This is a genomic window from Halomonas beimenensis (genome assembly GCF_002549795.1).
GTDB classification, from domain to species: domain Bacteria; phylum Pseudomonadota; class Gammaproteobacteria; order Pseudomonadales; family Halomonadaceae; genus Halomonas; species Halomonas beimenensis.
Genome location: NZ_CP021435.1, coordinates 3,045,065 through 3,067,381, shown reverse-complemented (window position 1 = coordinate 3,067,381; position 22,317 = coordinate 3,045,065). Strand labels below are relative to the sequence as shown.

21 protein-coding genes are annotated in these 22,317 nt (G+C 69.0%); 17 read left to right on the top strand and 4 right to left on the bottom strand.

Annotated features, from left to right (window positions below; genetic code table 11):
- The first annotated feature begins 72 nt into the window (after positions 1–72).
- The 12 genes from BEI_RS14290 to lpxL all read left to right on the top strand — a co-directional run bounded on the left by BEI_RS14290 (position 73) and on the right by lpxL (position 10,997).
- Positions 73–1,212: a GNAT family N-acetyltransferase gene (locus BEI_RS14290; RefSeq protein ID WP_097790149.1), complete on the top strand. Its 1,140-nt coding sequence runs from the start codon at positions 73–75 to the stop codon at positions 1,210–1,212.
- Positions 1,213–1,486: 274 nt separating this feature from the next.
- Positions 1,487–1,792 (top strand): cell division protein FtsB, encoded by a 306-nt coding sequence (ftsB, locus tag BEI_RS14285; RefSeq protein WP_097790148.1) that lies wholly within the window; start codon positions 1,487–1,489, stop codon positions 1,790–1,792.
- Complete coding sequence (gene ispD, locus BEI_RS14280) at positions 1,789–2,520, top strand: 2-C-methyl-D-erythritol 4-phosphate cytidylyltransferase (protein ID WP_097790147.1); 732 nt, start codon at positions 1,789–1,791, stop codon at positions 2,518–2,520. Before ftsB ends, ispD begins: the two co-directional genes overlap by 4 nt.
- Complete coding sequence (gene ispF, locus BEI_RS14275) at positions 2,520–3,008, top strand: 2-C-methyl-D-erythritol 2,4-cyclodiphosphate synthase (RefSeq protein ID WP_097791099.1); 489 nt, start codon at positions 2,520–2,522, stop codon at positions 3,006–3,008. The genes ispD and ispF overlap by 1 nt, the downstream gene beginning before the upstream one ends.
- Positions 3,001–4,119 (top strand): tRNA pseudouridine(13) synthase TruD, encoded by a 1,119-nt coding sequence (truD, locus tag BEI_RS14270; RefSeq protein WP_097790146.1) that lies wholly within the window; start codon positions 3,001–3,003, stop codon positions 4,117–4,119. Before ispF ends, truD begins: the two co-directional genes overlap by 8 nt.
- A complete protein-coding gene (surE, locus tag BEI_RS14265) occupies positions 4,094–4,840 on the top strand; it encodes a 5'/3'-nucleotidase SurE (RefSeq protein ID WP_097790145.1) in 747 nt (248 codons plus the stop codon). The genes truD and surE overlap by 26 nt, the downstream gene beginning before the upstream one ends.
- Positions 4,827–5,492, top strand: coding sequence for a protein-L-isoaspartate(D-aspartate) O-methyltransferase (locus BEI_RS14260; RefSeq protein ID WP_097790144.1), 666 nt, complete (start codon positions 4,827–4,829; stop codon positions 5,490–5,492). Before surE ends, BEI_RS14260 begins: the two co-directional genes overlap by 14 nt.
- A gap of 13 nt (positions 5,493–5,505) precedes the next feature.
- Complete coding sequence (locus BEI_RS14255) at positions 5,506–6,483, top strand: DUF368 domain-containing protein (protein ID WP_097790143.1); 978 nt, start codon at positions 5,506–5,508, stop codon at positions 6,481–6,483.
- Positions 6,476–7,576 (top strand): peptidoglycan DD-metalloendopeptidase family protein, encoded by a 1,101-nt coding sequence (locus tag BEI_RS14250; protein WP_097790142.1) that lies wholly within the window; start codon positions 6,476–6,478, stop codon positions 7,574–7,576. Before BEI_RS14255 ends, BEI_RS14250 begins: the two co-directional genes overlap by 8 nt.
- 117 nt (positions 7,577–7,693) lie before the next feature.
- Positions 7,694–8,692 carry an RNA polymerase sigma factor RpoS gene (gene rpoS / locus BEI_RS14245; protein WP_097790141.1) on the top strand — a complete coding sequence of 333 codons (999 nt, stop codon included), beginning with the start codon at positions 7,694–7,696 and terminating at the stop codon, positions 8,690–8,692.
- 212 nt (positions 8,693–8,904) lie between these two features.
- Positions 8,905–10,029: an alanine racemase gene (gene alr, locus BEI_RS14240; protein WP_097790140.1), complete on the top strand. Its 1,125-nt coding sequence runs from the start codon at positions 8,905–8,907 to the stop codon at positions 10,027–10,029.
- Positions 10,030–10,082: 53 nt separating this feature from the next.
- Positions 10,083–10,997, top strand: coding sequence for an LpxL/LpxP family Kdo(2)-lipid IV(A) lauroyl/palmitoleoyl acyltransferase (gene lpxL, locus BEI_RS14235; protein ID WP_097790139.1), 915 nt, complete (start codon positions 10,083–10,085; stop codon positions 10,995–10,997).
- 134 nt (positions 10,998–11,131) lie between these two features.
- Here the strand turns inward: lpxL and ettA are convergent, their stop codons facing one another.
- From ettA to BEI_RS14215, 4 genes are all read right to left on the bottom strand, one after another.
- Entirely contained in the window at positions 11,132–12,793 is a 1,662-nt protein-coding gene (gene ettA, locus BEI_RS14230; protein WP_097790138.1) for an energy-dependent translational throttle protein EttA, read from the bottom strand.
- An 88-nt stretch (positions 12,794–12,881) separates the two neighbouring features.
- A complete protein-coding gene (locus tag BEI_RS14225; RefSeq protein ID WP_097790137.1) occupies positions 12,882–13,082 on the bottom strand; it encodes a PA3496 family putative envelope integrity protein in 201 nt (66 codons plus the stop codon).
- 171 nt (positions 13,083–13,253) lie between these two features.
- Positions 13,254–13,688 carry a PAS domain S-box protein gene (locus BEI_RS14220; protein ID WP_097790136.1) on the bottom strand — a complete coding sequence of 145 codons (435 nt, stop codon included), beginning with the start codon at positions 13,686–13,688 and terminating at the stop codon, positions 13,254–13,256.
- Between the two features lie 111 nt (positions 13,689–13,799).
- A complete protein-coding gene (locus BEI_RS14215; RefSeq protein WP_097790135.1) occupies positions 13,800–15,113 on the bottom strand; it encodes an MFS transporter in 1,314 nt (437 codons plus the stop codon).
- 55 nt (positions 15,114–15,168) lie between these two features.
- Between BEI_RS14215 and BEI_RS14210 the strand changes: the two genes are divergently transcribed.
- The 5 genes from BEI_RS14210 (at position 15,169) to BEI_RS14185 (ending at position 22,317) form a co-directional block, all read left to right on the top strand.
- The gene (locus BEI_RS14210) at positions 15,169–15,438 is read left to right on the top strand and encodes an Rdx family protein (RefSeq protein ID WP_097790134.1); all 270 of its coding nucleotides are present in this window, start codon (positions 15,169–15,171) and stop codon (positions 15,436–15,438) included.
- Between the two features lie 140 nt (positions 15,439–15,578).
- Positions 15,579–16,469: a DMT family transporter gene (locus tag BEI_RS14200; RefSeq protein WP_097790133.1), complete on the top strand. Its 891-nt coding sequence runs from the start codon at positions 15,579–15,581 to the stop codon at positions 16,467–16,469.
- Between the two features lie 351 nt (positions 16,470–16,820).
- Positions 16,821–18,626, top strand: a complete 1,806-nt coding sequence (locus tag BEI_RS14195; RefSeq protein WP_097790132.1) for a TolC family outer membrane protein — start codon at positions 16,821–16,823, stop codon at positions 18,624–18,626.
- An 86-nt stretch (positions 18,627–18,712) separates the two neighbouring features.
- Complete coding sequence (locus BEI_RS14190) at positions 18,713–20,881, top strand: type I secretion system permease/ATPase (RefSeq protein ID WP_227644485.1); 2,169 nt, start codon at positions 18,713–18,715, stop codon at positions 20,879–20,881.
- The gene (locus BEI_RS14185) at positions 20,878–22,317 is read left to right on the top strand and encodes an HlyD family type I secretion periplasmic adaptor subunit (protein ID WP_097790131.1); all 1,440 of its coding nucleotides are present in this window, start codon (positions 20,878–20,880) and stop codon (positions 22,315–22,317) included. The genes BEI_RS14190 and BEI_RS14185 overlap by 4 nt, the downstream gene beginning before the upstream one ends.

Sequence of the window (22,317 nt, the reverse complement as noted above, 5' to 3'; positions counted from 1 at the left end):
GCGGGACGTCGGGGGACCTGCACACTGTAGGCATCCTGCCGGCCCCCTGTCAGCCGGCGCCCCGGAGACGCCATGAGCCGCCTGCACCTCGCCGAGCAGTCCGCCGTCGCGGCGGTCCCTGCCGCATCCTGGAACGCCCTGGTGGGCGACGATCATCCCTTCCTGCGGCATGAGTTCCTGCACGCCCTGGAGGCCAGCGGCGCCGTGAGTGCCGCCACCGGCTGGGAGCCCCGCCACCTGACCCTGTGGCGAGGCGATGCCCTGGTCGGGGTGCTGCCCCACTACCGCAAGCACCACTCCTTCGGCGAGTACGTCTTCGACTGGGCCTGGGCCGAGGCCTGGGAGCGCGCCGGGGGACGCTACTATCCCAAGGGGCTCAGCGCCATTCCCTTCACCCCGGCGCCGGGGCCGCGGCTGGCGCTGGCGGCGGACGTCGATCCCCTCGAGGCCCGTCGACGGCTGGCCGAGGTCTGGGAGGACGGCGAGCTGTCGAGCTGGCACCTGCTGTTCGCCGAGGAAGCCGAGGTGGCGGCCTGGCGATCGGCCTGTCCCGGGTTGATCCCGCGTCGGGGCGTGCAGTTCCAGTGGCGGGATCATGGCTACGGGGACTTCGCCGGCTTCCTCGCCGCGCTGACCTCCAAGCGGCGCAAGGCCATCCGGCGGGAGCGTCGCCGGGTGGCCGAGCAGGGTCTGACCCTGCATCGCCTGGAAGGCGAGGCCATCGGCGAGGCGGATCTGGCCCATTTCTATCGCTGCTATCAGATCACCTACCTGGAGCGGGGTCGCCAGGGCTATCTCAACGAGGCCTTCTTCGCCCGGCTGCGCCGGGCCCTGCCGGAGTCACTGGTGCTGGTCCAGGCACGCCTGGAGGGCGCCCCGGTGGCGGCGGCGCTCTGCCTGCAGGGCAGCCATACCCTCTACGGGCGCTACTGGGGGAGTGAGATCGAGGCGGATGGCCTGCACTTCGAGGCCTGTTACTACCAGGGGATCGAGCACTGCCTGGCGCGTGGCCTGACGCGCTTCGATCCCGGGACCCAGGGCGAGCACAAGCTGGCCCGGGGCTTCGCGCCACGCCGGCTGACGTCGCTGCATCACATCGCCGATCCTCGGCTGCGGGCCGGCGTGGCGCGCTTCTGCGTCGAGGAGGCCGCTCATGTCGAGGCCTATATCACCGCCGCCGAGCAGGCCCTGCCCTTTCGCTCTCCGGCGTGACGGCAGCGCGTTCGCCGCCCGAGGCTCTCGCGGGTAGGGTATCGCGCGGGGCTGATCCGTCGACAAGCTTGTAGGCCGGATAAGCCGAAGGCGCATCCGCCGTGGCGGAGACACCGTCGGCTTGGTCTGTCGGGTGCGCTCGCAAGCTCGCTTACCCTACCTACGCGACTCTCCGGCGTGATCGGGGAATGGTCGGACCCCGTTTCATGGGTGAGGGGGCGAGGGGAAGATGGCATACTAGCCGCCATCGAATTCCCTGGTGACGGACCCCCGCATGCTCAAGTGGTTGGCCATGGTGCTCATCGCCCTTCAGGCGCTGCTGCAGTATCGCCTGTGGCTCGGCGAGGGCGGCCTGCGCGAGCTCGCCGAGGTGCGCCAGCGCGTGGCGCGCCTGGAGACCGAGAACGCCCCCCTGCGGGCGCGCAACGCGCGCCTCGCCGCCGAGGTGGTCGACCTCAAGAACGGCCTGGATGCCATCGAGGAGCGGGCCCGCAGCGACATCGGCATGGTGCGCCGGGACGAGCAGTTCTTCTGGGTGCCCGACGCCGTCGACGCCGGCGGGGGAGGGCGGACGCCTTGAACGAGAGACCCTGGCTGGTGGTGCCCGCCGCGGGCAAGGGGCGCCGCATGGGGGCGGAGCGTCCCAAGCAGTACCTGCCCCTGGCCGGCCGCCCGGTGCTGGCCCGCACCCTGGCGCGGCTGCACCAGGCCTTCCCGGATGCCCGACTGTGCCTGTGCCTGGATGCCGAGGACGCCCACTTCGCCCCGGACGACGTGCCCTTCGCCGACTGGCGGCGGGTGCCCGGCGGCGCCGAGCGCGTCGACTCGGTGGTCAATGCCCTGGCGGCCATCGCCAATGACGCCGCCGACGGCGACGCGGTGCTGGTCCATGACGTGGCGCGCCCCTGCGTGACCGCCGACGACCTGCGCCGGCTGCGGGCGGCGGTGGCCGCCGATCCGGTGGGCGCGTTGCTGGCGACCCCGGTGGCGGACACCATGAAGCGCGACGACGGCGCCGGCCGGGTCAAGGCGACCGAGCCCCGTGAGGGCCTCTGGCATGCCCTGACGCCCCAGGGGTTTCGCTACGGACTGCTGCGCCACGCCCTGGCCGAGGCCGCCCGGCGCGGTGTCGCCGTCACCGACGAGGCCTCGGCGGTGGAGGCGCTGGGTCATTCGCCGCGCCTGGTGAGCGGCCGCCGCGACAACCTCAAGATCACCCATCCCGAGGACCTGGTCCTGGCCGAGCTGATTCTCGCCGCCCAGGCGGCTCGGGATGATCACTCCCCGGACAGGAACGACAACGCATGATGCGAATCGGCCACGGCTTCGACGTGCATCGCTTCGGTGAGGGCGACCACCTGATGATCGGCGGCGTCGCCATCCCCTTCGACCACGGCTTCGTCGCGCATTCCGATGGCGACGTGCTGCTCCACGCGGTCTGCGATGCCCTGCTGGGGGCCTGCGCCCTGGGCGACATCGGTCGTCATTTTCCCGACACCGATCCCGCCTGGGCCGGCGCCGACAGCCGGGACCTGCTGCGCCGGGTGGTGGCCGTCGTCACCGAGGCCGGGTATCGGGTCGGCAACCTGGATGCCACCGTCATGGCCCAGGCGCCGAAGCTGGCGCCCCATGTCGCGGCCATGGCCGGGCATCTCGCCGCCGACCTTGGCGTCTCGAGCGGCGCGGTCAACGTCAAGGCGACGACCACCGAGCGGCTGGGCTTCACCGGTCGCGGCGAGGGCATCGCCGCCGAAGCCGTGGTCCTGCTGGTCGCCCCGGAGGCCGCCCATGGCTGAGGCGATCGCCTGGCCACCGAAATGGCCGCGGGTGCTGGACGCCCGCTTCGGCGCTCCTCGTCCCGGCGACTACCGGGCCACGCCCGAGGATTTCCGGGTCGAGGAATGCCTGGGTTTCGCCCCCGAGGGGCAGGGCGAGCATCTCTGGGTGTGGGTCGAGAAGCGTGACCTGACCACCGACCGGGCGGCCCGCCAGCTGGCCCGCGCCTGCGGGGTGACGCCCCGGGACCTGGGCTACGCCGGCATGAAGGATCGCAAGGCGGTGACCCGGCAATGGTTCTCGGTGCACCTGCCCGGCCGCGAGGCGCCCGAGGACCTCGACGCCCGGCTCGCCGACACGCCCCTGACCCTGCTGGAGATCACCCGCCATCCGCGCAAGCTCAAGCGCGGGGTCCATGGCGCCAACCGCTTCCGCCTGCGCCTGACCGGCGAGGCGCTCGCCGATCCGAGCCTCGAGGCACGCTGGGACTGGTTGTGCCGGCACGGCGTGGCCAACTACTTCGGCCCCCAGCGCTTCGGGCCCGACGGTCGCAACCTGCACCGCGCGGCGAGCCTGCTGGCCCGGGGCTGGCGCAAGCGCGACGACCGTGACGGCATGCTGCTCTCCTCGGCACGCAGCTTCCTGTTCAACGAGCTGCTGGCCGGGCGCATCGCCGAGGGCTGCTGGGACGCTCCCCTGCCGGGGGAGGTGGTCGTCCTCGACGGCTCGAGCAGCCAGTTCGTCGCCGAGTCGGTCGATGCCTCCCTGAGCGAGCGGGCCGAACGCCTGGATCTCCATCCCAGCGGCCTGCTCTGGGGGCAGGGCGACTCCTTGGCCCAGGGCGAGGCCCGGGTCCGGGAACAGGCCCTGGCCGAGGCGCATCCCGAACTCTGCGCCGGCCTCGAGCGCGCCGGGGTGCGCACGGCGCGCCGCCCTCTGCGGGTACGGCTGGGTGCCGCGCGTCTGGAGCGCGGCGAGGACGAGCTCTGGCTGTCCTTCACCCTGCCTCGGGGGGCCTTCGCCACCGCGGTGCTGCGCGAGCTGATCGACCATCCCAGCCTGAGTTATCAACCGCCCCGGCAGGGGCCCGAGCGAGGAGCCGCCGATGCGTCGACTTCTGCTGTCCAATGATGATGGGGTCCATGCCCCTGGCCTCAGGGCCCTGCATGATGCCCTGACTCCCCACGCGCGTCTGCGCGTGGTGGCCCCCGATCGCGACAAGAGCGGGGCCAGCAACTCCCTGACCCTGACGCGCCCCCTGGCGCTGTCGACCCTGGACAACGGCTTCTACAGCGTCGACGGCACCCCGGCGGATTGCGTCTACCTGGGGGTCAACGGCGTCTGGGAGGAACGGCCGGACCTGGTGATCTCGGGGATCAACCATGGCGGCAACCTCGGCGACGACGTCCTCTATTCCGGCACCGTGGCCGCCGCCATGGAGGGGCGCAACCTGGGGATGACCGCCATCGCCATGTCCCTGGTGGGCCATCGCTACTTCGACACCGCCGGCCGGGTGGCGGCGACCCTGGTGGGTGCCGCCGACCGCCTCTCGCTGCCGCCGCGCAGCCTGCTGAACGTCAATGTCCCGGACCTGCCCTGGCAGGAGCTGCGAGGCTTCCGGGTGACCCGCCTGGGCTACCGGGGGCCGGCGGCGGAGCCGCTGGAGGTCCGCGACCCGCGGGGCCGCAAGCGCTACTGGATCGCGCCGGTGGGCGAGAACGCCGACGACGGCCCGGATACCGACTTCGCCGCCGTGGAGGCCGGCTTCGTGTCCATCACGCCGCTGCAGACCGACCTGACCCGGCACGCGGCGCGCGACGACGTTCAGGAATGGCTGGATGCGCTCACCTGACCTTCGCGGTGTCGGCATGACATCGCAGCGAACCCGCGACCGCATGGTGGATCGCCTGGCCCGTCAGGGCATCGCCGACCGTCGGGTGCTGGAAGTGATGGCGACCGAGCCGCGGCACCTCTTCCTCGACGAGGCCCTGGCCCATCGCGCCTACGAGGACACCTCCCTGCCCATCGGTCATGGCCAGACGCTGTCCCAGCCCTGGATCGTGGCACGCATGACCGAGCTGGTGCGCCAGGAGGCGCCGGGCCGGGTGCTGGAGATCGGCACCGGCTCCGGCTACCAGACCCTGGTGCTCGCCCGGGTGGTGACGGAACTCTGGTCGGTGGAGCGGATCAATGCCCTGCACCGACGCGCCGCGGAGCGGCTGCGCCTGCTCGGCGTGCACAATGCCCGGCTGCGGCTGGCCGACGGCGGCCATGGCTGGCCGGAGGCGGCGCCCTTCGAGGTCATCCTGCTGACCGCCTGTGCCGGGGCGCTGCCCGAGCCCCTGCTCGCCCAGCTGTCCGACGGCGGGGTGATGATCGCCCCGGTGGCGGGCAAGGACGGTACCCAATGGCTGACGCGGGTGCGTCGCCAGGGGGATCACTACGAGACACAGCGGCTCGAGCCGGTGCGCTTCGTGCCGCTGCTGGAAGGCGTCATCCGTTGAAAGGAGTCAGTTCTTGAAGCGTCACTTCGGCCTCTTGCTCAGGGGCGCCGGCATGGGAGCCGCCGATGCGGTCCCCGGCGTCTCCGGCGGCACCATCGCCTTCGTCACCGGCATCTACGAGGAGCTGCTGCATACCATCCGCCGTTTCGGCCCCAGCGCCCTGGGGGCCTGGCGCCGCGGCGGCCTGGCCGGCCTGGCGGCACACCTCAACCTGGCCTTCCTGCTGCCGCTGCTGGCCGGCATCGCGGCCAGCCTGGTCAGCGTCGCCCACCTGGTGGTGTGGCTGATGGACGACCATCCGCTGCTGCTCGACGGCTTCTTCTTCGGCCTGGTGGCGGCCTCGGTCCTGGTGGTCGGTCGACACCCCGCCGACTGGCGCATCTGGCACGTCCTGCCGCTGGTCGGGGGGCTGCTGCTGGCCCATCTCCTGCCGGGGCTGATGCCCTGGGTCACCCGGCTGGGAAGTCCCGAGCTGGTGCTGGTGGTGGGGGGAGCCATCGCCATCAGCGCCCTGCTGCTGCCGGGCGTCTCGGGCAGCTTCCTGCTGCTGGCCATGGGGCTCTATGGCAAGGTGATGGAGGCGGTGCGCTCCCTCGACCTCGAGGTGATCGCGCTGTTCGGCGGCGGTTGCCTGGTCGGGCTGTTCGTCTTCTCGCGGCTGCTGTGCTGGTTGCTGGACCGCTACCACACCGCCACCCTGCAACTGCTGGTGGGCTTCATCATCGGCTCGCTGCCGGTGCTGTGGCCCTGGCGTGAGCTGGTGCGCTACCAGCTTGGTCCCGAGGGCCAGATGATCCCCCTCGACTTTCGTTATCTGACACCGGGGGAGTTCACCCAGGTCACCGGGGAGCCCGCCCAGCTGGTCGCCGTGCTGGCCTTGATGCTGGCCGGTGCCGTCCTGGTGTGGGGCGTCGGCCGTCTCCATCGCGCCCCGGCCCCGTCGCCGGGCATGGGAGGCCACAAGGACAAGGAGAAAGGTTCCAATGCATAAGGTATTGCTGATTTCCGGCCTGGCCCTGAGCCTGGCGGGCTGCGCGGCGTCTCAGGAAACGCCCCAGCCGGTGAGGGTCCAGGACCTGTCCGTCGGTCGGGCGGACGCCGTGCCCGCCACCTATACCGTCGAGCCCGGCGATACCCTCTACGGTATCGCCTGGCGCCATGACATGGACTATCGCGACCTGGCCCGGCTCAACCGGCTGGGCCCGCCCTACCGCATCCAGCCCGGGCAGCGGCTGGTGCTGGGCGGCGACGGGCCGGCCGAGGCCGGCTCGTCCGCGGCGAGCGGCGGGGTCGTGGCCACCGGCCTGGGGGGCGGCGCCGAGGAGGATGGCTCCCTGGACTGGTTGTTGCCCGATGACGCCGGCGAGACGGGCCAGGGGCCCGACGAGACGCGCCCCGAGCCAGCCGAGGCCGTCGCCGATGCCGAGGCGAACGTGAACGTCGAGGGCCCCGGGCCGGTCTACGACTATGACAGTCCCGGCGCCGACGGCGAGTTGAGCGAGCGGGACCTGGCCGAGCGTCGCGACCGAGAGGCGGCCGACGAGGCGCCATCGGCGGAGACCGAGGCTCGGCCGGCGCAGGCGAGCGACGAGGCGCCCGAGGAGGCGGAACCGGCCGCCGAGGAGGCCGTACCCGAGGCCGATGCCGGCACCCAGGTGGCCGGCGAGCCGGAGACCCGTGCATCGGAGGGACGTCGCTACACGCCGGTGGACGAGGTGCCCTGGCAGTGGCCCGTCGACGGCGACGTGATCGGTGCCTATGGCGAGGGCGGCAGCATCACCGCCGGCATTGATATCGGCGGACAAAAGGGGCAACCTGTCAAGGCGGCCGGTCCGGGCATCGTCGTCTATGCCGGCAGCGGCGTGAGGGGCTACGGCAACCTCATCCTGCTCAAGCATAACGACCAGTTCCTCAGCGCCTACGCCCACAACGACAGCCTTCGGGTGAAGGAAAACGACGTGGTCGAGGCCGGCGAGGTGATCGCCACCATGGGAGACAGCGATGCCGAAGACGTCAGGCTGCATTTCGAGGTGCGCAAGGATGGCCAGCCTCAGGACCCGCTGGACTACCTGCCGAAGCGTTGAAAGGGTGGGGCACTGCGAGGCTCGTTACAGCACAGCAACGTCATACAATAACAACCTCTGACATCGATCGTGTCGGGCATGACACGATGCCCAATCGCAACCACGGGGTAGCAATCGATGAGCATGCTTGAACGGGATCTTCAAGAAGTGGACCTGGACTCGACCACCGAGGCCAGGGATGCGGGGGACGAAGAAGAAGAGGTTGAGCTGGATACCGGCAACGATGCCGAGGACGAGGAGGCCTTCGAGAAGGCCCTCAGTCGCGAGGATCGCCACTACCATCACAGCCTGGATGCCACCCAGATCTACCTGAACGAGATCGGCTTTTCCCCGCTGCTGACCCCCGAGGAAGAGGTCTACTACGGCCGCCTGGCCCGGAAGGGCGACCCGGCGGGCCGGGCCCGCATGATCGAGTCCAACCTTCGCCTGGTGGTCAAGATCGCGCGGCGCTACCTGAACCGGGGGCTGACCCTGCTCGACCTGATCGAGGAGGGCAATCTCGGCCTGATCCGGGCCGTGGAGAAGTTCGATCCCGAGCGGGGGTTCCGCTTTTCCACCTACGCCACCTGGTGGATCCGCCAGACCATCGAGCGGGCGCTGATGAACCAGACCCGCACCATCCGCCTGCCCATCCACGTGGTCAAGGAGCTCAACATCTACCTGCGCGCGGCCCGCGAGCTGACCCAGAAGCTCGATCACGAGGCCACCGCCGAGGAGATCGCCGACTACCTCGACAAGCCGGTGGAAACCGTCAAGAAGATGATGGGGCTCAACGAGCGGGTGTCCTCGGTGGACTATCCGGTGGGCAACGAGAGCGACAAGCCGCTGATCGAGACGCTCACCGACGACAACGACCTGGGGCCCGAGTCGACCCTGGTGGACGGTGACGTCAAGCAGCACGTCGACGAGTGGCTGGCCGAGCTCACCGAGAAGCAGTGCGAGGTGGTGGTGCGTCGCTTCGGCCTGCGCGGCCACGAGGCCTCGACCCTGGAGCAGGTCGGCGAGGAGATCGGCCTGACCCGCGAGCGGGTCCGCCAGATCCAGGTGGAGGCCCTGAAGAAGCTGCGCCGCATGCTGGACAAGCAGGGGCTCGACCTGGATGCGATCTTCGAGTAGTCATCGCCGCTCCCCACGACCCGGGAAGCCAGGACCTCGTCCTGGCTTTCTGCGTTCTGGCCGGTGAAACATGGCGCTGAGGATTGTTCTGGATTTAATCCATAAATTGGTTTTTATGACTGATATTTTTGATGTTTTTGGAGATTAATGCCGAGAAATTGCCGTTTTCTTGGAAAATAATGGGTGTTTCTCTTTCGTCTCCGGAGTGATTCATGGCCCGACCCCTGCGTGCCGACATCGACCTCGACGCCCTGCGCCACAACTATCGTCTGGCCATGGAGCTGGCCCCCGACAGCCGCGCCGTGGCGGTGCTCAAGGCGGACGCCTATGGGCACGGCCTGGTGCCCTGTGCCCGGGCCCTGGAGGGGCTGGCGCCGGCCTATGCCGTGGCCTGCCTCGAGGAGGCGGAGCGCCTGCGCGAAGGGGGCATCTCGGCGCCGATCGTGCTGCTGGAGGGTATCTTCGAGGCCGCCGAGCTCGAGCGCGTGGAGGCGCTGGGCCTGTGGATGGCGATCCACAGCGACTGGCAGCTGGACGCCCTGCTGGCCCGGGGCCCCGGCCGGCCCATCCCGGTCTGGCTCAAGGTCGACTCCGGCATGCATCGCCTGGGCTTCCCCCCCGAGCGGGTGGAGGCGGCCTGGCGCCGTCTGGCCGAGGCCCCGGCCCACGCCTGCGACCTGCATCTGATGAGCCATTTCGCCACCGCCGATGCCGAGGACACCGCCTACTTCCGGCGCCAGTCGGCCCTGCTGAGCGAGCTTGCCGAGCGCCTCGGCGCTCCCACCTGCCTGGCCAACTCGCCGGCGACCCTGGCGCGGCCGGAGAGCCATGGGGCCTGGAACCGTCCCGGGGTCATGCTCTATGGCAGCGATCCCCTGGAGCGGGACAACGCCGCCAGTCGGCGCCTGGCGCCGGTCATGACCCTGCGCTCCGAGATCATCGCCGTGCGTGAACTTCCGGCGGGCGAGCCGGTGGGCTACGGCGGCCGCTGGGTCACTCCCCGGCCGTCGCGCATCGGGGTGGTGGCCTGCGGCTACGGCGACGGCTACGACCGTCATGCCGTGGACGGCACCCCGGTGCTGGTCGAGGGGCATCGGACGGCCCTCGCCGGCAAGGTCTCCATGGACATGCTCACGGTGGATCTCACCGACCTGCCGCAGGCCGGCATCGGCAGCGAGGTGGTGCTCTGGGGGCGGGCGAGCAATGGCGAGGTCCTGTCCGTGGACGAGGTGGCCCGTCACTGCGATACCATCAGCTACACCCTGCTCACCGGGGTGCTGCCCCGGGTGCCCAGGCGGTATCATGGGGCGCCCGGGAATGCCCCCGACCCCCGTTAAACCCAGACGAGAGATCCGAGGCGCGCCACCGACGAGCTCGCCTCCCGACGACCATGTCCAAGGATGACTCCCCGACCGCCTTCGCCCATCCCCGTTACTGGCCGACCTGGCTGGCCATCGGCGCCATGCGAGTCGCCGCCTGGCTGCCCTGGCGCTCGAAGCTGTGGCTGGGCCGGGGCATCGGCCTGCTGGCCTGGCGCTTCGCCGGGCGCCGCCGGCACATCACCGAGACCAATATTCGACTGTGCTTCCCCGAGCTCGACGAGCGGCGGCAACGTCGACTCGTCAAGGAGACCTTCATCGCCAACGGCATCGGCATCCTCGAGACGGCCACCGGATGGTGCCGGGATCCCGAACACCTGCGCCATCGGGTGGTCTTCAAGGGCCGCGAGCACATGGCCCGGGTGCAGGCGCAAGGCAAGGGCGCGCTGATCATCGGCATCCACTTCTCGACCCTGGACCTGGGCGGGGCCCTTCACTCGCTGTTTTTTCCCGCCGATGCGGTCTACCGCCCCCATGACAACCCGCTGTTCGAGCGCTTCATGACCCGGGCCCGCTCGCGGATCTTCGACCGGACCATCGATCGCCACGACCTGCGCGGGGTGGTGCGCCGGCTCAAGGCCGGCCACAACGTCTGGTACTCCCCGGATCAGGATTTCGGTCGCGACGCCAGCGTCTTCGCGCCCTTCTTCGGGCTCCAGGCGGCCACGGTCAAGCTCACCGCCAAGATCGCGCGAATGACCGGGGCCCCGGTGATACCGCTGATCTTCCACCGCAATCCCGACGATCGCACCTACACCCTGGAGTACCTGCCACCCCTGGAGGACTTCCCCTCCGGCGACGAGGTCGCCGATGCCGCCCGGGTCAACGCCGTCATCGAGGCCGCCATCCGCCGCCACCCGGAGCAGTACCTCTGGCTGCACCGCCGCTTCAAGACCCGGCCAGAGGGCGAGCCCAAGCTCTACTAGCGCCCTTCGGGCAGCTACAAGCTACAAGCGCCGAGCTACAAGAAAACCCCACGAACCTTGCGGTTGTGGGGTCTTCTTCCAGCTTCAAGCTTCAGCCCGCGAAGCGGGCGATCTTAGAGCTCCGGCGAAGCCGGTCAGGCGTCGATGCGCTTGTACTTCATCCTGTGCGGGGTATCGTCGCCCACGCGCTTGCGGTGATCCGCCTCGTACTCGGTGTAGTTCCCCTCGAAGAACTCCACGTGGGAATCCCCCTCGAAGGCCAGGATGTGCGTGGCGATGCGGTCGAGGAACCAGCGGTCGTGGGAGATCACCAGGGCGCAGCCGGGGAAGGCCAGCAGGGCCTCCTCGAGGGCGCGCAGGGTCTCGATGTCCAGGTCGTTGGACGGCTCGTCCAGCAGCAGCACGTTGGCGCCCTGCTTGAGGGTCTGGGCCAGCTGCAGGCGGCCCCGCTCGCCGCCGGACAGGTCCGACAGGCGCTTCTGCTGGTCGTTGCCCTTGAAGTTGAAGCGTCCCACGTAGGCCCGGGAGGACACCTCGTAGCCGTTGATGTTGAGGATGTCCTGGCCGTCGGAGACCGCTTCCCACACCGTCTGCTTGTTGTCCAGGGCGTCGCGGAGCTGCTCCACGTAGGCGATGTCGACGGTCTCGCCGACCACCACTTCGCCACGGTCCGGCTGTTCGGTGCCGTTGATCAGCTTGAACAGCGTCGACTTGCCGGCGCCGTTGCCGCCGACGATGCCGACGATGGCCCCGGGGGGGATCGCGAAGTCCAGGTTCTCGTAGAGCAGCTTGTCATCGAAGGCCTTGGACACGCCGTGGAACTCGATGACCTTGTCGCCCAGGCGCGGGCCGGGCGGAATGTAGATCTCGTTGGTCTCGTTGCGCTTCTGGAAGTCGCCGGACTGCATCTCCTCGAAGCGGTTGAGGCGCGCCTTGCTCTTGGCCTGGCGACCCTTGGCGTTGGAACGCACCCACTCGAGCTCGTGCTTGATGGCCTTCTGGCGGGAGGCCTCCTGCTTGGCCTCCTGCTCCAGGCGCTTCTCCTTGGCCTCGAGCCACTGGGAGTAGTTGCCCTCGAAGGGAATGCCTTCGCCGCGGTCCAGCTCGAGGATCCAGCCGGCCACGTTGTCCAGGAAGTAGCGGTCGTGGGTGATCGCCACCACGGTGCCGCTGTAGTCGTGCAGGAAGCGCTCCAGCCAGGCCACGGACTCGGCGTCCAGGTGGTTGGTGGGCTCGTCCAGCAGCAGCATGTCGGGGCTGGAGAGCAGCAGGCGGCACAGCGCCACGCGGCGACGCTCGCCACCGGAGAGGTTGCCCACCTGGGCCTCCCAGGGCGGCAGGCGCAGGGCCTCGGCGGCGACCTCCAGCTTGCGCTCCAGGTTGTGGGCATCGGCGGCCTCGATGATGTTCTCGAGCCGGGCCTGCTCGGCGGCCAGGGCGTCGAAGTCGGCGTCCGGCTCGGCGTAGGCGGCATAGACGCCATCGAGCTTCTCCTGGGCTTCCTTGATGGCGCCCAGCGCCTCCTCCACGGTCTCGCGGACGTTCTTGGCGTCGTCGAGCTCCGGTTCCTGGGGGAGGTAGCCGACGTTGATGTCCGGCATCGGCCGGGCCTCGCCCTCGAACTCGGTGTCGACGCCGGCCATGATGCGCAGCAGGGTCGACTTGCCCGCGCCGTTCAGGCCCAGCACGCCGATCTTGGCGCCCGGGAAGAAGGACAGCGAGATGTCCTTGAGAATCTGCTTCTTGGGGGGCACGACCTTGCCCACCCGATTCATGGTGTAGACGTATTGCGCCATGGAATCTCACTAAGGTTGGAGGTTCGGGATTGGAGCATCCAATGGCCCAAGATGATAGAGCCCGGGCGGAGGAAAGGCCAGGGGCGCCTCACTCCTCTTCATCGAGGTCCCAGTCGTCCTCGATGGCACGCCTCAGGCGCCGATCCTCGAGCAGCGTCTCCAGGCGGCGACGGGCCCGTAGCTGCTCGGCGCGGCTGGCCGGGCGGGCGCGTTGATAGGTCTCGTCGTTGACGGCGGGGTCGTGGTCCGCCTCGTCGAAGAAGTCGTCGTCCAGGGTATCGGGGCGCATGCGAAATCCTCCCATGGCCGAGCCGCTCGTGGCGCGGCGCATCCAGTCCGCCACCCTGCCCAGGGCAGGGTCACCCGGTGCCCATGGCGGGCACCTGACGGCTATATAAGACGGGAGGCGGCCGAGCGCAAGCCCCGAAAGGGCCGATTTGTCATCGGCCGGGGAGCGGGCTCAGGACAGGCCGTGCTCGGCCTTGAGACGTTCGAGTTCCTGCTGGGCCTCGACGCGCTCGGTGACGTCCTTCTGCACGCCGATGAAGTAGGTGAGGTTGTCGTCCTCGTCGAAGAGCGGCGTGATCGACAGCTCATTGTAGAAGAGGGTGCCGTCCTTCTTGTAGTTGCGCAGCACCTCCCGGCAGGGGCGGTGCTCCTGAAGCGCCTTGCGGATGACCGCCAGGGCAGGTTGGTCGCGATCCTCGTTCTGCAGGAAGCGGCAGTCGCGGTAGAGGATCTCGTCGGCGCTGTAGCCGGTCAGGCGCTCGAAGCCCTGGTTCACGTAGATCAGGATGTTCTCGTCGCCTTCCTGCTCGGCGACGACGATGCCATCCTCGGAGGCATCGACCATGCGTTCGAGGAGGTCCGGGCTGATCATGGGGGGTCGTTTCATCAGGGCGTTCCTGGTAGCGGAGGCTGTACGGGCGCCGTTCCCTCGTCGGTACCCTTTGCGAAATATCATGGCCAGCCGGGCGCGGGATTTCAACGACCGGCCGTCGAGCGGCTATTCGACCTCGGGCAACCGTCGGGCGCTGGCCGCCGCGGCCAGCGCCGTGGCGGCCAGCACCAGCAGCAGGGCGGGGGCGCCGAGCCACTGGGCCTGGGCACCGACCGGCCCCCCCACGGCCAGCATCAGCACCCCGGTGAGGGTGTTGGACAGGGCCACGTAGAGGGCCCGGTCGTCCTGCCCGGCCAGGTCGACGATATAGGTCTTGCGGCCCAGTCGGACGCCGGCATGCACGATCACCAGCAAGGCATAGACCAGCGCGTAGGGCCATACGGTCTGGGTCCAGGCCGCGGGCCACCAGGCGAAGAGGGCGCCGAGCAGGCAGCCGACGGTCGTCCCCAGGGCGGCATCGCGCATCACGATGCGGCTCGAGGCGTCGGCGCGCCGGCCCCAGATGGGGCTGGCCAGCATGCCGGCCACCCCGGAGACGATCACCAGCGCCCCTAGTCCGCCGAGTTCGGTACCGGCCTGCTGCTGGCCGAGCAGGGCCACGTAGGGCAGGGCCAGGGCGCTGGACAGCAGCAGGGCGCGGGCCAGGTTGAAATGCAGGAAGGCGCGATCCTCGCGCAGCAGCCGCAGGCCGGTGCGGATCGCCGACCAGGCGTTCTCGCCGCCCTCCACGGCGCCGGGCGTCTCGACGATCCGCGACGCGCAGAAGGCGTTCAGGGCCCAGCCCAGGGCCGCCACCCCCAGCAGCGCGGCCAGGGCGAGCTCGCCGGGGCGGTCCTCGAACAGCATCAGCACCGCGCCGGCGGCCAGGGTCGCGGCGCCGGCCAGGCTGCCGCTCCAGCCCATCAGGGTGCCGCGCCGGCGCTTGGCGATGGTCTTGCCCATCACGTCCTTGGTGGCGATGGAGGACAGGCCCCGCGCCAGCGACAGGGCCACCAGCACGGCCAGCACCAGCCCACCGCCGATGGTGCCGCCGCCGAACAGCGCCAGCAGGGCCAGGGCGGCGGCGGTCAGCGCCTGGAGCACGCCGCCCACCACCCAGACGCCCTTGCGCTCGGGGCGGCCGCGGATCAGCCCCGCCACGAACAGCTGGGGGAGCAGGGCGCCGGCCTCGCGGATCGGCACCAGCAGGCCCACCATCCACAGCGGTGCGCCGATCACCCCGAGCAGCCAGGGCAGGACCAGCCGGGCGCTGGCCAGCTCGTCGGCGAGCTTGTTGCCCAGCGAGGCGGCGAGGTGCAGGAAGAAGTTGCGCGGCTGCTCCCGGCAGGCCTCGTCCGGGATGTCGCGACACATGCGGCTGTCCTCGTCGCCGGTCAGCCACTCGTAGAGGCGGGTCTGGCTGATCTCGGGTACGGCCATGCGGGCTCCTCGCTGGTAGGATGGTGACCTTCATTGTTGCGACAGGAAGGGCGTCGTGTCACGTATTCGCATTCACTACTGTACCCAATGCCAGTGGCTGCTGCGCAGCGCCTGGTACGCCCAGGAACTGCTCTCCACCTTCGGCGAGGAACTGGAGGAAATCGCTCTGGTGCCTTCCCACGGAGGCTACTTCGAGATCTTCTGCGACGACGAGAGCCTCTGGGAGCGCAAGCGCGACGGCGGCTTTCCCGACGTCAAGACGCTCAAGCAGCGCGTGCGCGACCGGCTCGACCCGGGGCGGGATCTGGGCCATATCGATCGATAATGCTGCGGGCTGCGGGCTGCGGGCTGCGGGCTGCGGGCTGCGGGCTGCGGGCTGCGGGCTGCGGGCTGCGGGCTGCGGGCTGCGGGCTGCGGGCTCGAGGTTCGAAGCTCGCGGCCCGAAGCTGACTACAAGGAGCTGCCATGACACCGGATCGTCGCGCCATGCTCTACGGCCTGGGCGCCGTGGGCCTGTGGTCCACCGTGGCCACCGCCTTCAAGGTGGCGCTCGGCCACATGACCCCGCTGGAGCTGATGTGGATCGCCTCCCTGGTCTCCTGGGCCGTGATCGGCCTCCTGGTGGTGCGCCGCGGCCAGCTCGGGGAAGCATTGAGCCGCGGCTGGCGAACCGCCGCCTGGGCCGGACTGATGAACCCGGTCGCCTACTACCTGGTGCTGTTCGCCGCCTACGATCGCCTGCCCGGCCAGGAGGCCATGGCGCTGAACTACACCTGGGCGCTCGCCATGGCCTTCCTGGCGGTGCCCATCCTCGGTCAGCGCCTCACGCCGATGGACGTGGCGGCCGGGCTGATCGCCTATGGCGGCGTCTGGGTGATCGCCACCCGCGGACAGGTGTTCGACGTGGCCTTCGCCGACCCCCTCGGGGTGGGGTTGGCGCTGGCCTCGACCCTGCTGTGGGCGCTGTACTGGCTGCTCAACGTGCGTGACCGCCGCGCGCCGCTGGTCGCCCAGTGGCAGAACTTCTCGGTCGGGGTGCCGGTGCTCACCCTGCTGCTGTTGCTGGGCCCGGGGTTCGAATGGCATGGCGTGACCGGCCTGGCCGCCGGGGTCTACGTCGGACTGTTCGAGATGGGCATCGCCTTCGTGCTCTGGCAGCTGGCGGTGGGCACGGTGTCCCGCACCGCCAAGGTCTCGAACCTGATCTTCCTGTCGCCGCCGGTGTCGCTGGTGCTCCTGCATGTGATCGTCGGCGAGCCCATCCTGCCCTCGACCCTGCTCGGCCTGGTGCTGATCCTCGGCGGGCTGGGACTGCAGCAGTGGCAGAAGGCGCCGGCCTCCCCGGCCGAGGCTTAGATGATGATCCGGGATGTGCCTGCGCTCGACCGCCCGGGGCCAGACCATCGGCTCGGAGTACTCATTTTCCTCCAATAAGACGCCGGAGCATTCAAGATCTGGCTGGGGCGGCCGAAAACGGTCATACCGACACTTGTGCGAGGTAAGCGAATCCCCCGGGGTTCGCTTTCTTTTACAAGAGTGTTGCGCATGACCAAGTGTTGTTACATTGTGTAGCGTTTTGATGCTTGATCCCTCATGTTCATGGCCAGGGCTTCTGCGGGCCTTAGGCGGGCTATTGCGTTCCGTCATATAACTAAAAGCAATAAAGACTCCGATTGCGGAGCGAAGGGAATTCTAGGAGACAGCCTGATGAAACTGCCGGTCGATTCTCGCCGGGGAATCGTATGGGGGAGGCGTGCCCTTTCCCGGGGCTCGTTGCTGGTGATGGGGCTGTTGCCCATGGCCGCCTGGTCGCAACCCGAGAGCGGACAGCTAGGCGAGGTGGCGCAGCGGGCGCTCTCCACCAATCCCCAGGTACAGGCGGCCTATCATGACTTCCTGGGGGCCGAGCATGAGGTCGATATCGCCCGGGGCGGCTACCTGCCCAGTATCGATGTCAGCGCCGGGTTAGGCAGGGAGAGCCGCGAGGGCGATGGACGTGGCAGTTTCGGCTCGGATTTCGCCGAAGTCTCCCTGACCCAGATGATCTACGACGGCTTCGCCACTCGTGACGAGGTGACGCGTCTCGATCGCACCAAGCGAGCGCGCTATTACGAGCTGCTGGATACCGGCGAAGAGATCACCCTGGAGGTGACTCGCGCCTACCAGGACGTGCGGCGTCGCCGCGAACTGGTGGAGCTGGCGCGAGACAACTATGCCAAGCACCTGGAGGTCTTCGAGCAGATCGAGCAGCGCGTCATCGCGGGCGCCGGCCGGCGCGTCGACCTGGAGCAGATCAGCGGCCGCCTGGCCCTGGCCGAGTCCAACCTGATCACCGAAGCCTCCAATCTCCACGATGTCAGCGCCCGTTATCAGCGCCTGGTGGGAGTCCTCCCTGCCGACACCCTGGCCCGAGCCCCCTCCTTCGAAGCGAAGCTGCCGGCCTCGGTCAGCCAGGCGGTGCGCCTGGCCTACGAGGGCAACCCCGGCTTCCACGCCGCCATCGAGAATATCGCCGTGGCTCGCGCCGAGCGCGACGGGACTCGCTCGACCTTCCAGCCGCGACTCGATTTCCGGGCCACCGCGGGCACCAACAACCTCGACGACGGAGTCGGGGGCCGCGATCGTCAAAGCGTCGAACTGGTGGCCAGCATGAACCTCTATCGGGGCGGCAGCGACCTGGCCAGCTTCCGTCGCGCCGGCGAGCTGGTGGCGCAGGCGCACAGCCAGCGTGACCTGGCATGCACCAATCTGCGTCAGACCACCCAGATCGCCTATAACGACGCCCGTCGCCTGCGCGAGCAGCTCACCCATCTGAACCAGCATCGCCAGTCCATCGACCGGGTGCGCGGTGCCTACCAGCAGCAGTTCGATATCGGGCAGCGCACCCTGCTCGACGTGCTGGACAGCGAAAACGAATACTTCGAGGCCAGTCGTGCCTACGTCAATGCGCAATATGATGTCGCCATTGCCGACGCTCGTACGCTGGCGGCCATGGGGCGCCTGATGCCGGCCCTGGGGCTGGCGAGCGACCGGATATCGACCCTGGCCGAGGCGTACAGCGGGGACGTCAGCCTCGACCCGGAGAGTCTCTGTCCGGTGGAGACGCCGGCCGCGCCGAGCCTGGAGGATCTCATCGGCGACATAACCGTATCCGTGGAGCCCTATGCCCCGGACTTCACCCTAAGCGCCGACGCCCTCTTCGCCGTCAACAGCGCCGCGCTGAGTCCCGCCGCTCAGGGCGAGCTGACGCGCCTGGCCGACCGGCTGCGCGCGCGTCGCGATATTCGACGCATCCTGATCGCCGGCCATACCGACAGCACCGGCAGCGATGCCATCAATGAGCCGCTCTCCCAGTCGCGTGCCGACAGCGTGGCCGAATTTTTGATCTCAAGGGGCGTTTCCGTCGAGCTGATCGAGAGTCGCGGCTACGGGGCCAGCCGTCCCGTGGCCGGCAACGACACGGCGGAAGGGCGGCGCCAGAATCGGCGCGTCGAGATCACTCTCGACGGTTGAGAGCCATCGCGCCCCCCGTCCAGAAGGGGGATCGAGCCTAGGGGGCGCGCGCCGCGCCTGCGGAATCGGTTTGGGAATCTTGCACAGTGACGACGGATGCGAAAGAGGCGTTGGCGGCCTCGCGGGCCTTCCCTCAGGACGACTTGCTGGGCTGCCTGCAGATCATCGCCAAGGCCCATGATCACGAGACCAGCCTCACGGCCCTGGTCGGGGGATTGCCCCTGGAAGAGGGGAAGCTGACCCCCGGCATCGTGCCCCGAGCAGCGTCCCGCGCCGGCCTGTCGGCGAGTCACGGCCGGGCGGCACTGGGGCAGATCAATCGAGACCTGCTGCCGGCGATCCTGTTGCTGGAGCCCGGCCGCGCCTGTGTGCTGGTGGGGCTGGATGACGAGGCCGCCGAGGCCGAGGTCATCTACCCGGAGCTTGGCGGGGCCAGCGTACGACTGGACCTCACGGACATCGAAGCGCGGTACAGCGGGCAGCTGATCTATGTGCGTCCCAAGTTTCGCTTCGATAGCCGGGGCAGCAAGGTCAAGCGTGAAGACAAGGGGCACTGGTTCTGGCGCGTGATCGCCGAGAACCGTCCCCTGTACCGGGACGTGCTCCTCGGGTCGGTGATGATCAACCTCTTCGCCGTGGCCATGCCGCTGTTCGTCATGAACGTCTACGATCGGGTCGTGCCCAATCAAGCCACGGAGACCCTCTGGGTGCTTTCCGTGGGCATCTTCCTGGTGCTCTGCCTCGATCTGTTGCTCAAGCTGCTGCGGGCGGCCTTCGTCGACCTGGCCGCCAGCCGCGCCGACGTCAAGCTGTCGGCGAGCCTGATGCAGCGCGTGCTGGGCATGCGTCTCGAGGGGCGGCCGGCCTCCACCGGCTCCTTCGCCGCGACCCTGCAATCCTTCGAGTCGGTGCGAGGGTTCATCGGTTCGGCCACCGTGGTGGGCCTGGTCGACCTGCCCTTCGTGCTGCTGTTCGTGACGATCGTGGCCTGGATCGGAGTGCCCTTGGTGGTGCCCATCGTGGCGGGAATCGGCTTCGTGCTGCTCTATGCCCTGGCGGCCCAGAGCAAGCTGCACGACCTTTCCGAGACCACCTGGCGAGTCAGTGCCCAGCGCAATGCCTCCCTGGTGGAGTCGCTGGGTAACCTGGAAACGGTCAAGACCCTGCGTGCCGAGAGCCGGTTGCAGGCCATCTGGGAGAAGGCGACCGCCTACCTGTCCAGGACTTCCGCCCAGCTCCGGCTGATCGGCACCTCGGTGTCCAGCGTGGCACTCTGGGCCCAACACACCGTGGCGGTCGCGGTGATCATCATCGGCGTCTACCTGATCATCGCCGGCGACCTCTCCCAGGGCGGGCTGATCGCCGCCTACCTGCTCTCGTCCCGGGCCATGGCGCCGGTCAGTCAGGCGGCGGCCCTGCTGGCGCAGTATCACCAGTCCTCCACGGCGCTTTCGTCGCTGGACGAGGTGATGGAGACGCCGGTGGAGCGTCCCGAGGAGAAGGCCTTCGTCTCGCGCCCCGTGGTAGAGGGGGCCCTGGAGGCGAAGCGGGTCAGCCTGCGCTACCCGGATGAGGAGCGCGAGGCGCTCCGTGACCTGTCGCTGTCGATCCGTCCCGGCGAAAAGGTGGCCCTCCTGGGAAGAGTCGGCTCCGGCAAGTCGACCCTCAACAAGCTATTGCTGGGGCTCTACCAGCCCACCGCCGGCGCCCTGACCCTGGATGGCGTCGATATCCGCCAGTTCGACCCCCACGAACTGCGTCGACACATCGGCTACGTCCCCCAGGACGTCGCCCTCTTCTTCGGTTCCCTGCGCGAGAACATCGTCGTCGGTGGCGGCAGCCAGGGGGTGGATGACGAGGCCCTGCTCAAGGCATGCGAGATCAGCGGGTTGGCGCCGCTGGTCAACAGCCACCCCCAGGGCATCGACCTGCCGGTGGGTGAACACGGGCAACGGCTGTCCGGCGGGCAGCGCCAGGCGGTGGCCATCGCCCGTGCCGTGGTCAGCGACCCCCAGGTGCTGCTGATGGATGAGCCGACCAGTGCCATGGATCATGCCAGCGAGGAAGCCTTCAAGAAGCGTCTCGGCGAGTATGCCCAGGCCAAGACCCTGGTGATCGTCACTCACCGTACCTCGCTGCTTGCCCTGGTGGAGCGCATCGTGGTGGTCGACGCCGGCCAGGTCGTTGCCGATGGCCCCAAGGACCAGGTGATGGCCGCGCTGCGGAGTGGTCAGATCGGGAGGGCCGGCGCATGACCGAGTCCCGGCCGTCATCTCTGGAACAACGAAGCTTCGAGGCCATCGGGCAATTCTCCCTGCGGGGCGGCAAGCCGATGCGTCCCTTGATCGATCGTCTCTTCGCGCGAGGGGTGTCGTCACTCCACCTTCATCGCGACTGGGCAAGCGACGCCGATTGGGCGCGCCTGCAGCAGGAGCCGCTGCGTGCCCGGGGGCTGCTCTATGTCGTCTTCCTGTCGCTGATCTTGCTGGCGGGGTGGGCCTTCCTTGCCCAGCTCGACGAGGTGGCCCGGGGCGCGGGGAGGGTCATCCCCTCCTCGCAGCTCCAGAAGGTACAGTCCTATGATGGCGGCGTGGTGCAGGAGATCCTGGCGCGCGAGGGCGAGCGGGTCGAGGAAGGGCAGCTCTTGATGCGTCTCGACCCTACCCGCTTCGTGGCGAACTTTCGCGAGAATCGTGCCCAGGCACAGGCGCTGCAGGCCCGGATCGCCGGCCTGCGCGCCCTGGTGAACGGTGAGCCATTCCGGCCGGGGGCGGCGCTGGTGGAAGAGGCACCGGAGCTCGTCGCCCAGGAGCGGGAGCTCCACGCGAGTCGTCGCGCCGAACTGGAGGAGGCCCGGGATATCGCGCGGGAACGGCTCGAGCAGCGCCGGGAGGAGCTCAACGAGGCCCAATCGCGGGTGGATACGGCAAGCCGTGAGTTGCGGATGGTCAACCGCGAGCTGGAACTGACTCGTCCGTTGCTGGAGGCCGGCGCCGTCTCCGAAGTGGAGGTATTGCGGCTCGAGCGAGAAGTGTCTCGGGCCTCCGGCGAGCGCAACCAGGCGAGGTCCCAGGTGGCCCGGCTGGAGGCCGCGGTGGAGGAGGCCGAGGCTCGGCTGCGTGAGGTGGTGCTGGAGAAACGCGGCGAGTGGCGCGATCGGCTGGCATCGGCCGTCGGCGAGCTTTCGGCGCTAGACGAGTCGAGCGCCGGCCTGCAGGACCGGGTACGCCTGGCGGAGATTCGCTCTCCCGTGGACGGGGTCGTACAGCGGATGCATATCAATACCCTGGGGGGCGTCGCCCAGCCCGGCCAGGATGTGGTGGAGATCGTTCCCGAGGATGAGCTGCTGCTCGTGGAAGCGCGAATCGCGCCACGGGATATCGCCTTCCTGCGCCCCGGGCAGCCCGCCACCATCAAGCTGACGGCCTATGACTATGCCATCTATGGCGGCCTCGAGGCGGAGCTCGAGCATATCAGCGCCGACACCATCGCCGACGATGATGACAACACCTTCTATCTGGTTCGAGTGCGGGCAACCGAGGAAAGCCTGGCCGGCTTTCGGCGCCGCGAGCTGACCATCATCCCCGGCATGACCGCCCAGGTGGATGTGATCACCGGCAAGCGCAGCGTACTGGAATACCTCCTCAAGCCGATCTTGCGTGGCGCTGGCAACGCCCTATCCGAAAGGTGA

Bases quoted from the DNA above. Each gene is read 5' to 3' on its own strand.
- BEI_RS14290 (WP_097790149.1), top strand. From the start codon at position 73: ATGAGCCGCCTGCACCTCGCCGAGCAGTCCGCCGTCGCGGCGGTCCCT.
- ftsB (WP_097790148.1), top strand. From the start codon at position 1,487: ATGCTCAAGTGGTTGGCCATGGTGCTCATCGCCCTTCAGGCGCTGCTG.
- ispF (WP_097791099.1), top strand. From the start codon at position 2,520: ATGCGAATCGGCCACGGCTTCGACGTGCATCGCTTCGGTGAGGGCGAC.
- truD (WP_097790146.1), top strand. From the start codon at position 3,001: ATGGCTGAGGCGATCGCCTGGCCACCGAAATGGCCGCGGGTGCTGGAC.
- surE (WP_097790145.1), top strand. From the start codon at position 4,094: ATGCGTCGACTTCTGCTGTCCAATGATGATGGGGTCCATGCCCCTGGC.
- BEI_RS14260 (WP_097790144.1), top strand. From the start codon at position 4,827: ATGCGCTCACCTGACCTTCGCGGTGTCGGCATGACATCGCAGCGAACC.
- BEI_RS14250 (WP_097790142.1), top strand. From the start codon at position 6,476: ATGCATAAGGTATTGCTGATTTCCGGCCTGGCCCTGAGCCTGGCGGGC.
- rpoS (WP_097790141.1), top strand. From the start codon at position 7,694: ATGAGCATGCTTGAACGGGATCTTCAAGAAGTGGACCTGGACTCGACC.
- alr (WP_097790140.1), top strand. From the start codon at position 8,905: ATGGCCCGACCCCTGCGTGCCGACATCGACCTCGACGCCCTGCGCCAC.
- lpxL (WP_097790139.1), top strand. From the start codon at position 10,083: ATGTCCAAGGATGACTCCCCGACCGCCTTCGCCCATCCCCGTTACTGG.
- ettA (WP_097790138.1), bottom strand. From the start codon at position 12,793: ATGGCGCAATACGTCTACACCATGAATCGGGTGGGCAAGGTCGTGCCC.
- BEI_RS14225 (WP_097790137.1), bottom strand. From the start codon at position 13,082: ATGCGCCCCGATACCCTGGACGACGACTTCTTCGACGAGGCGGACCAC.
- BEI_RS14220 (WP_097790136.1), bottom strand. From the start codon at position 13,688: ATGAAACGACCCCCCATGATCAGCCCGGACCTCCTCGAACGCATGGTC.
- BEI_RS14215 (WP_097790135.1), bottom strand. From the start codon at position 15,113: ATGGCCGTACCCGAGATCAGCCAGACCCGCCTCTACGAGTGGCTGACC.
- BEI_RS14200 (WP_097790133.1), top strand. From the start codon at position 15,579: ATGACACCGGATCGTCGCGCCATGCTCTACGGCCTGGGCGCCGTGGGC.
- BEI_RS14195 (WP_097790132.1), top strand. From the start codon at position 16,821: ATGAAACTGCCGGTCGATTCTCGCCGGGGAATCGTATGGGGGAGGCGT.
- BEI_RS14185 (WP_097790131.1), top strand. From the start codon at position 20,878: ATGACCGAGTCCCGGCCGTCATCTCTGGAACAACGAAGCTTCGAGGCC.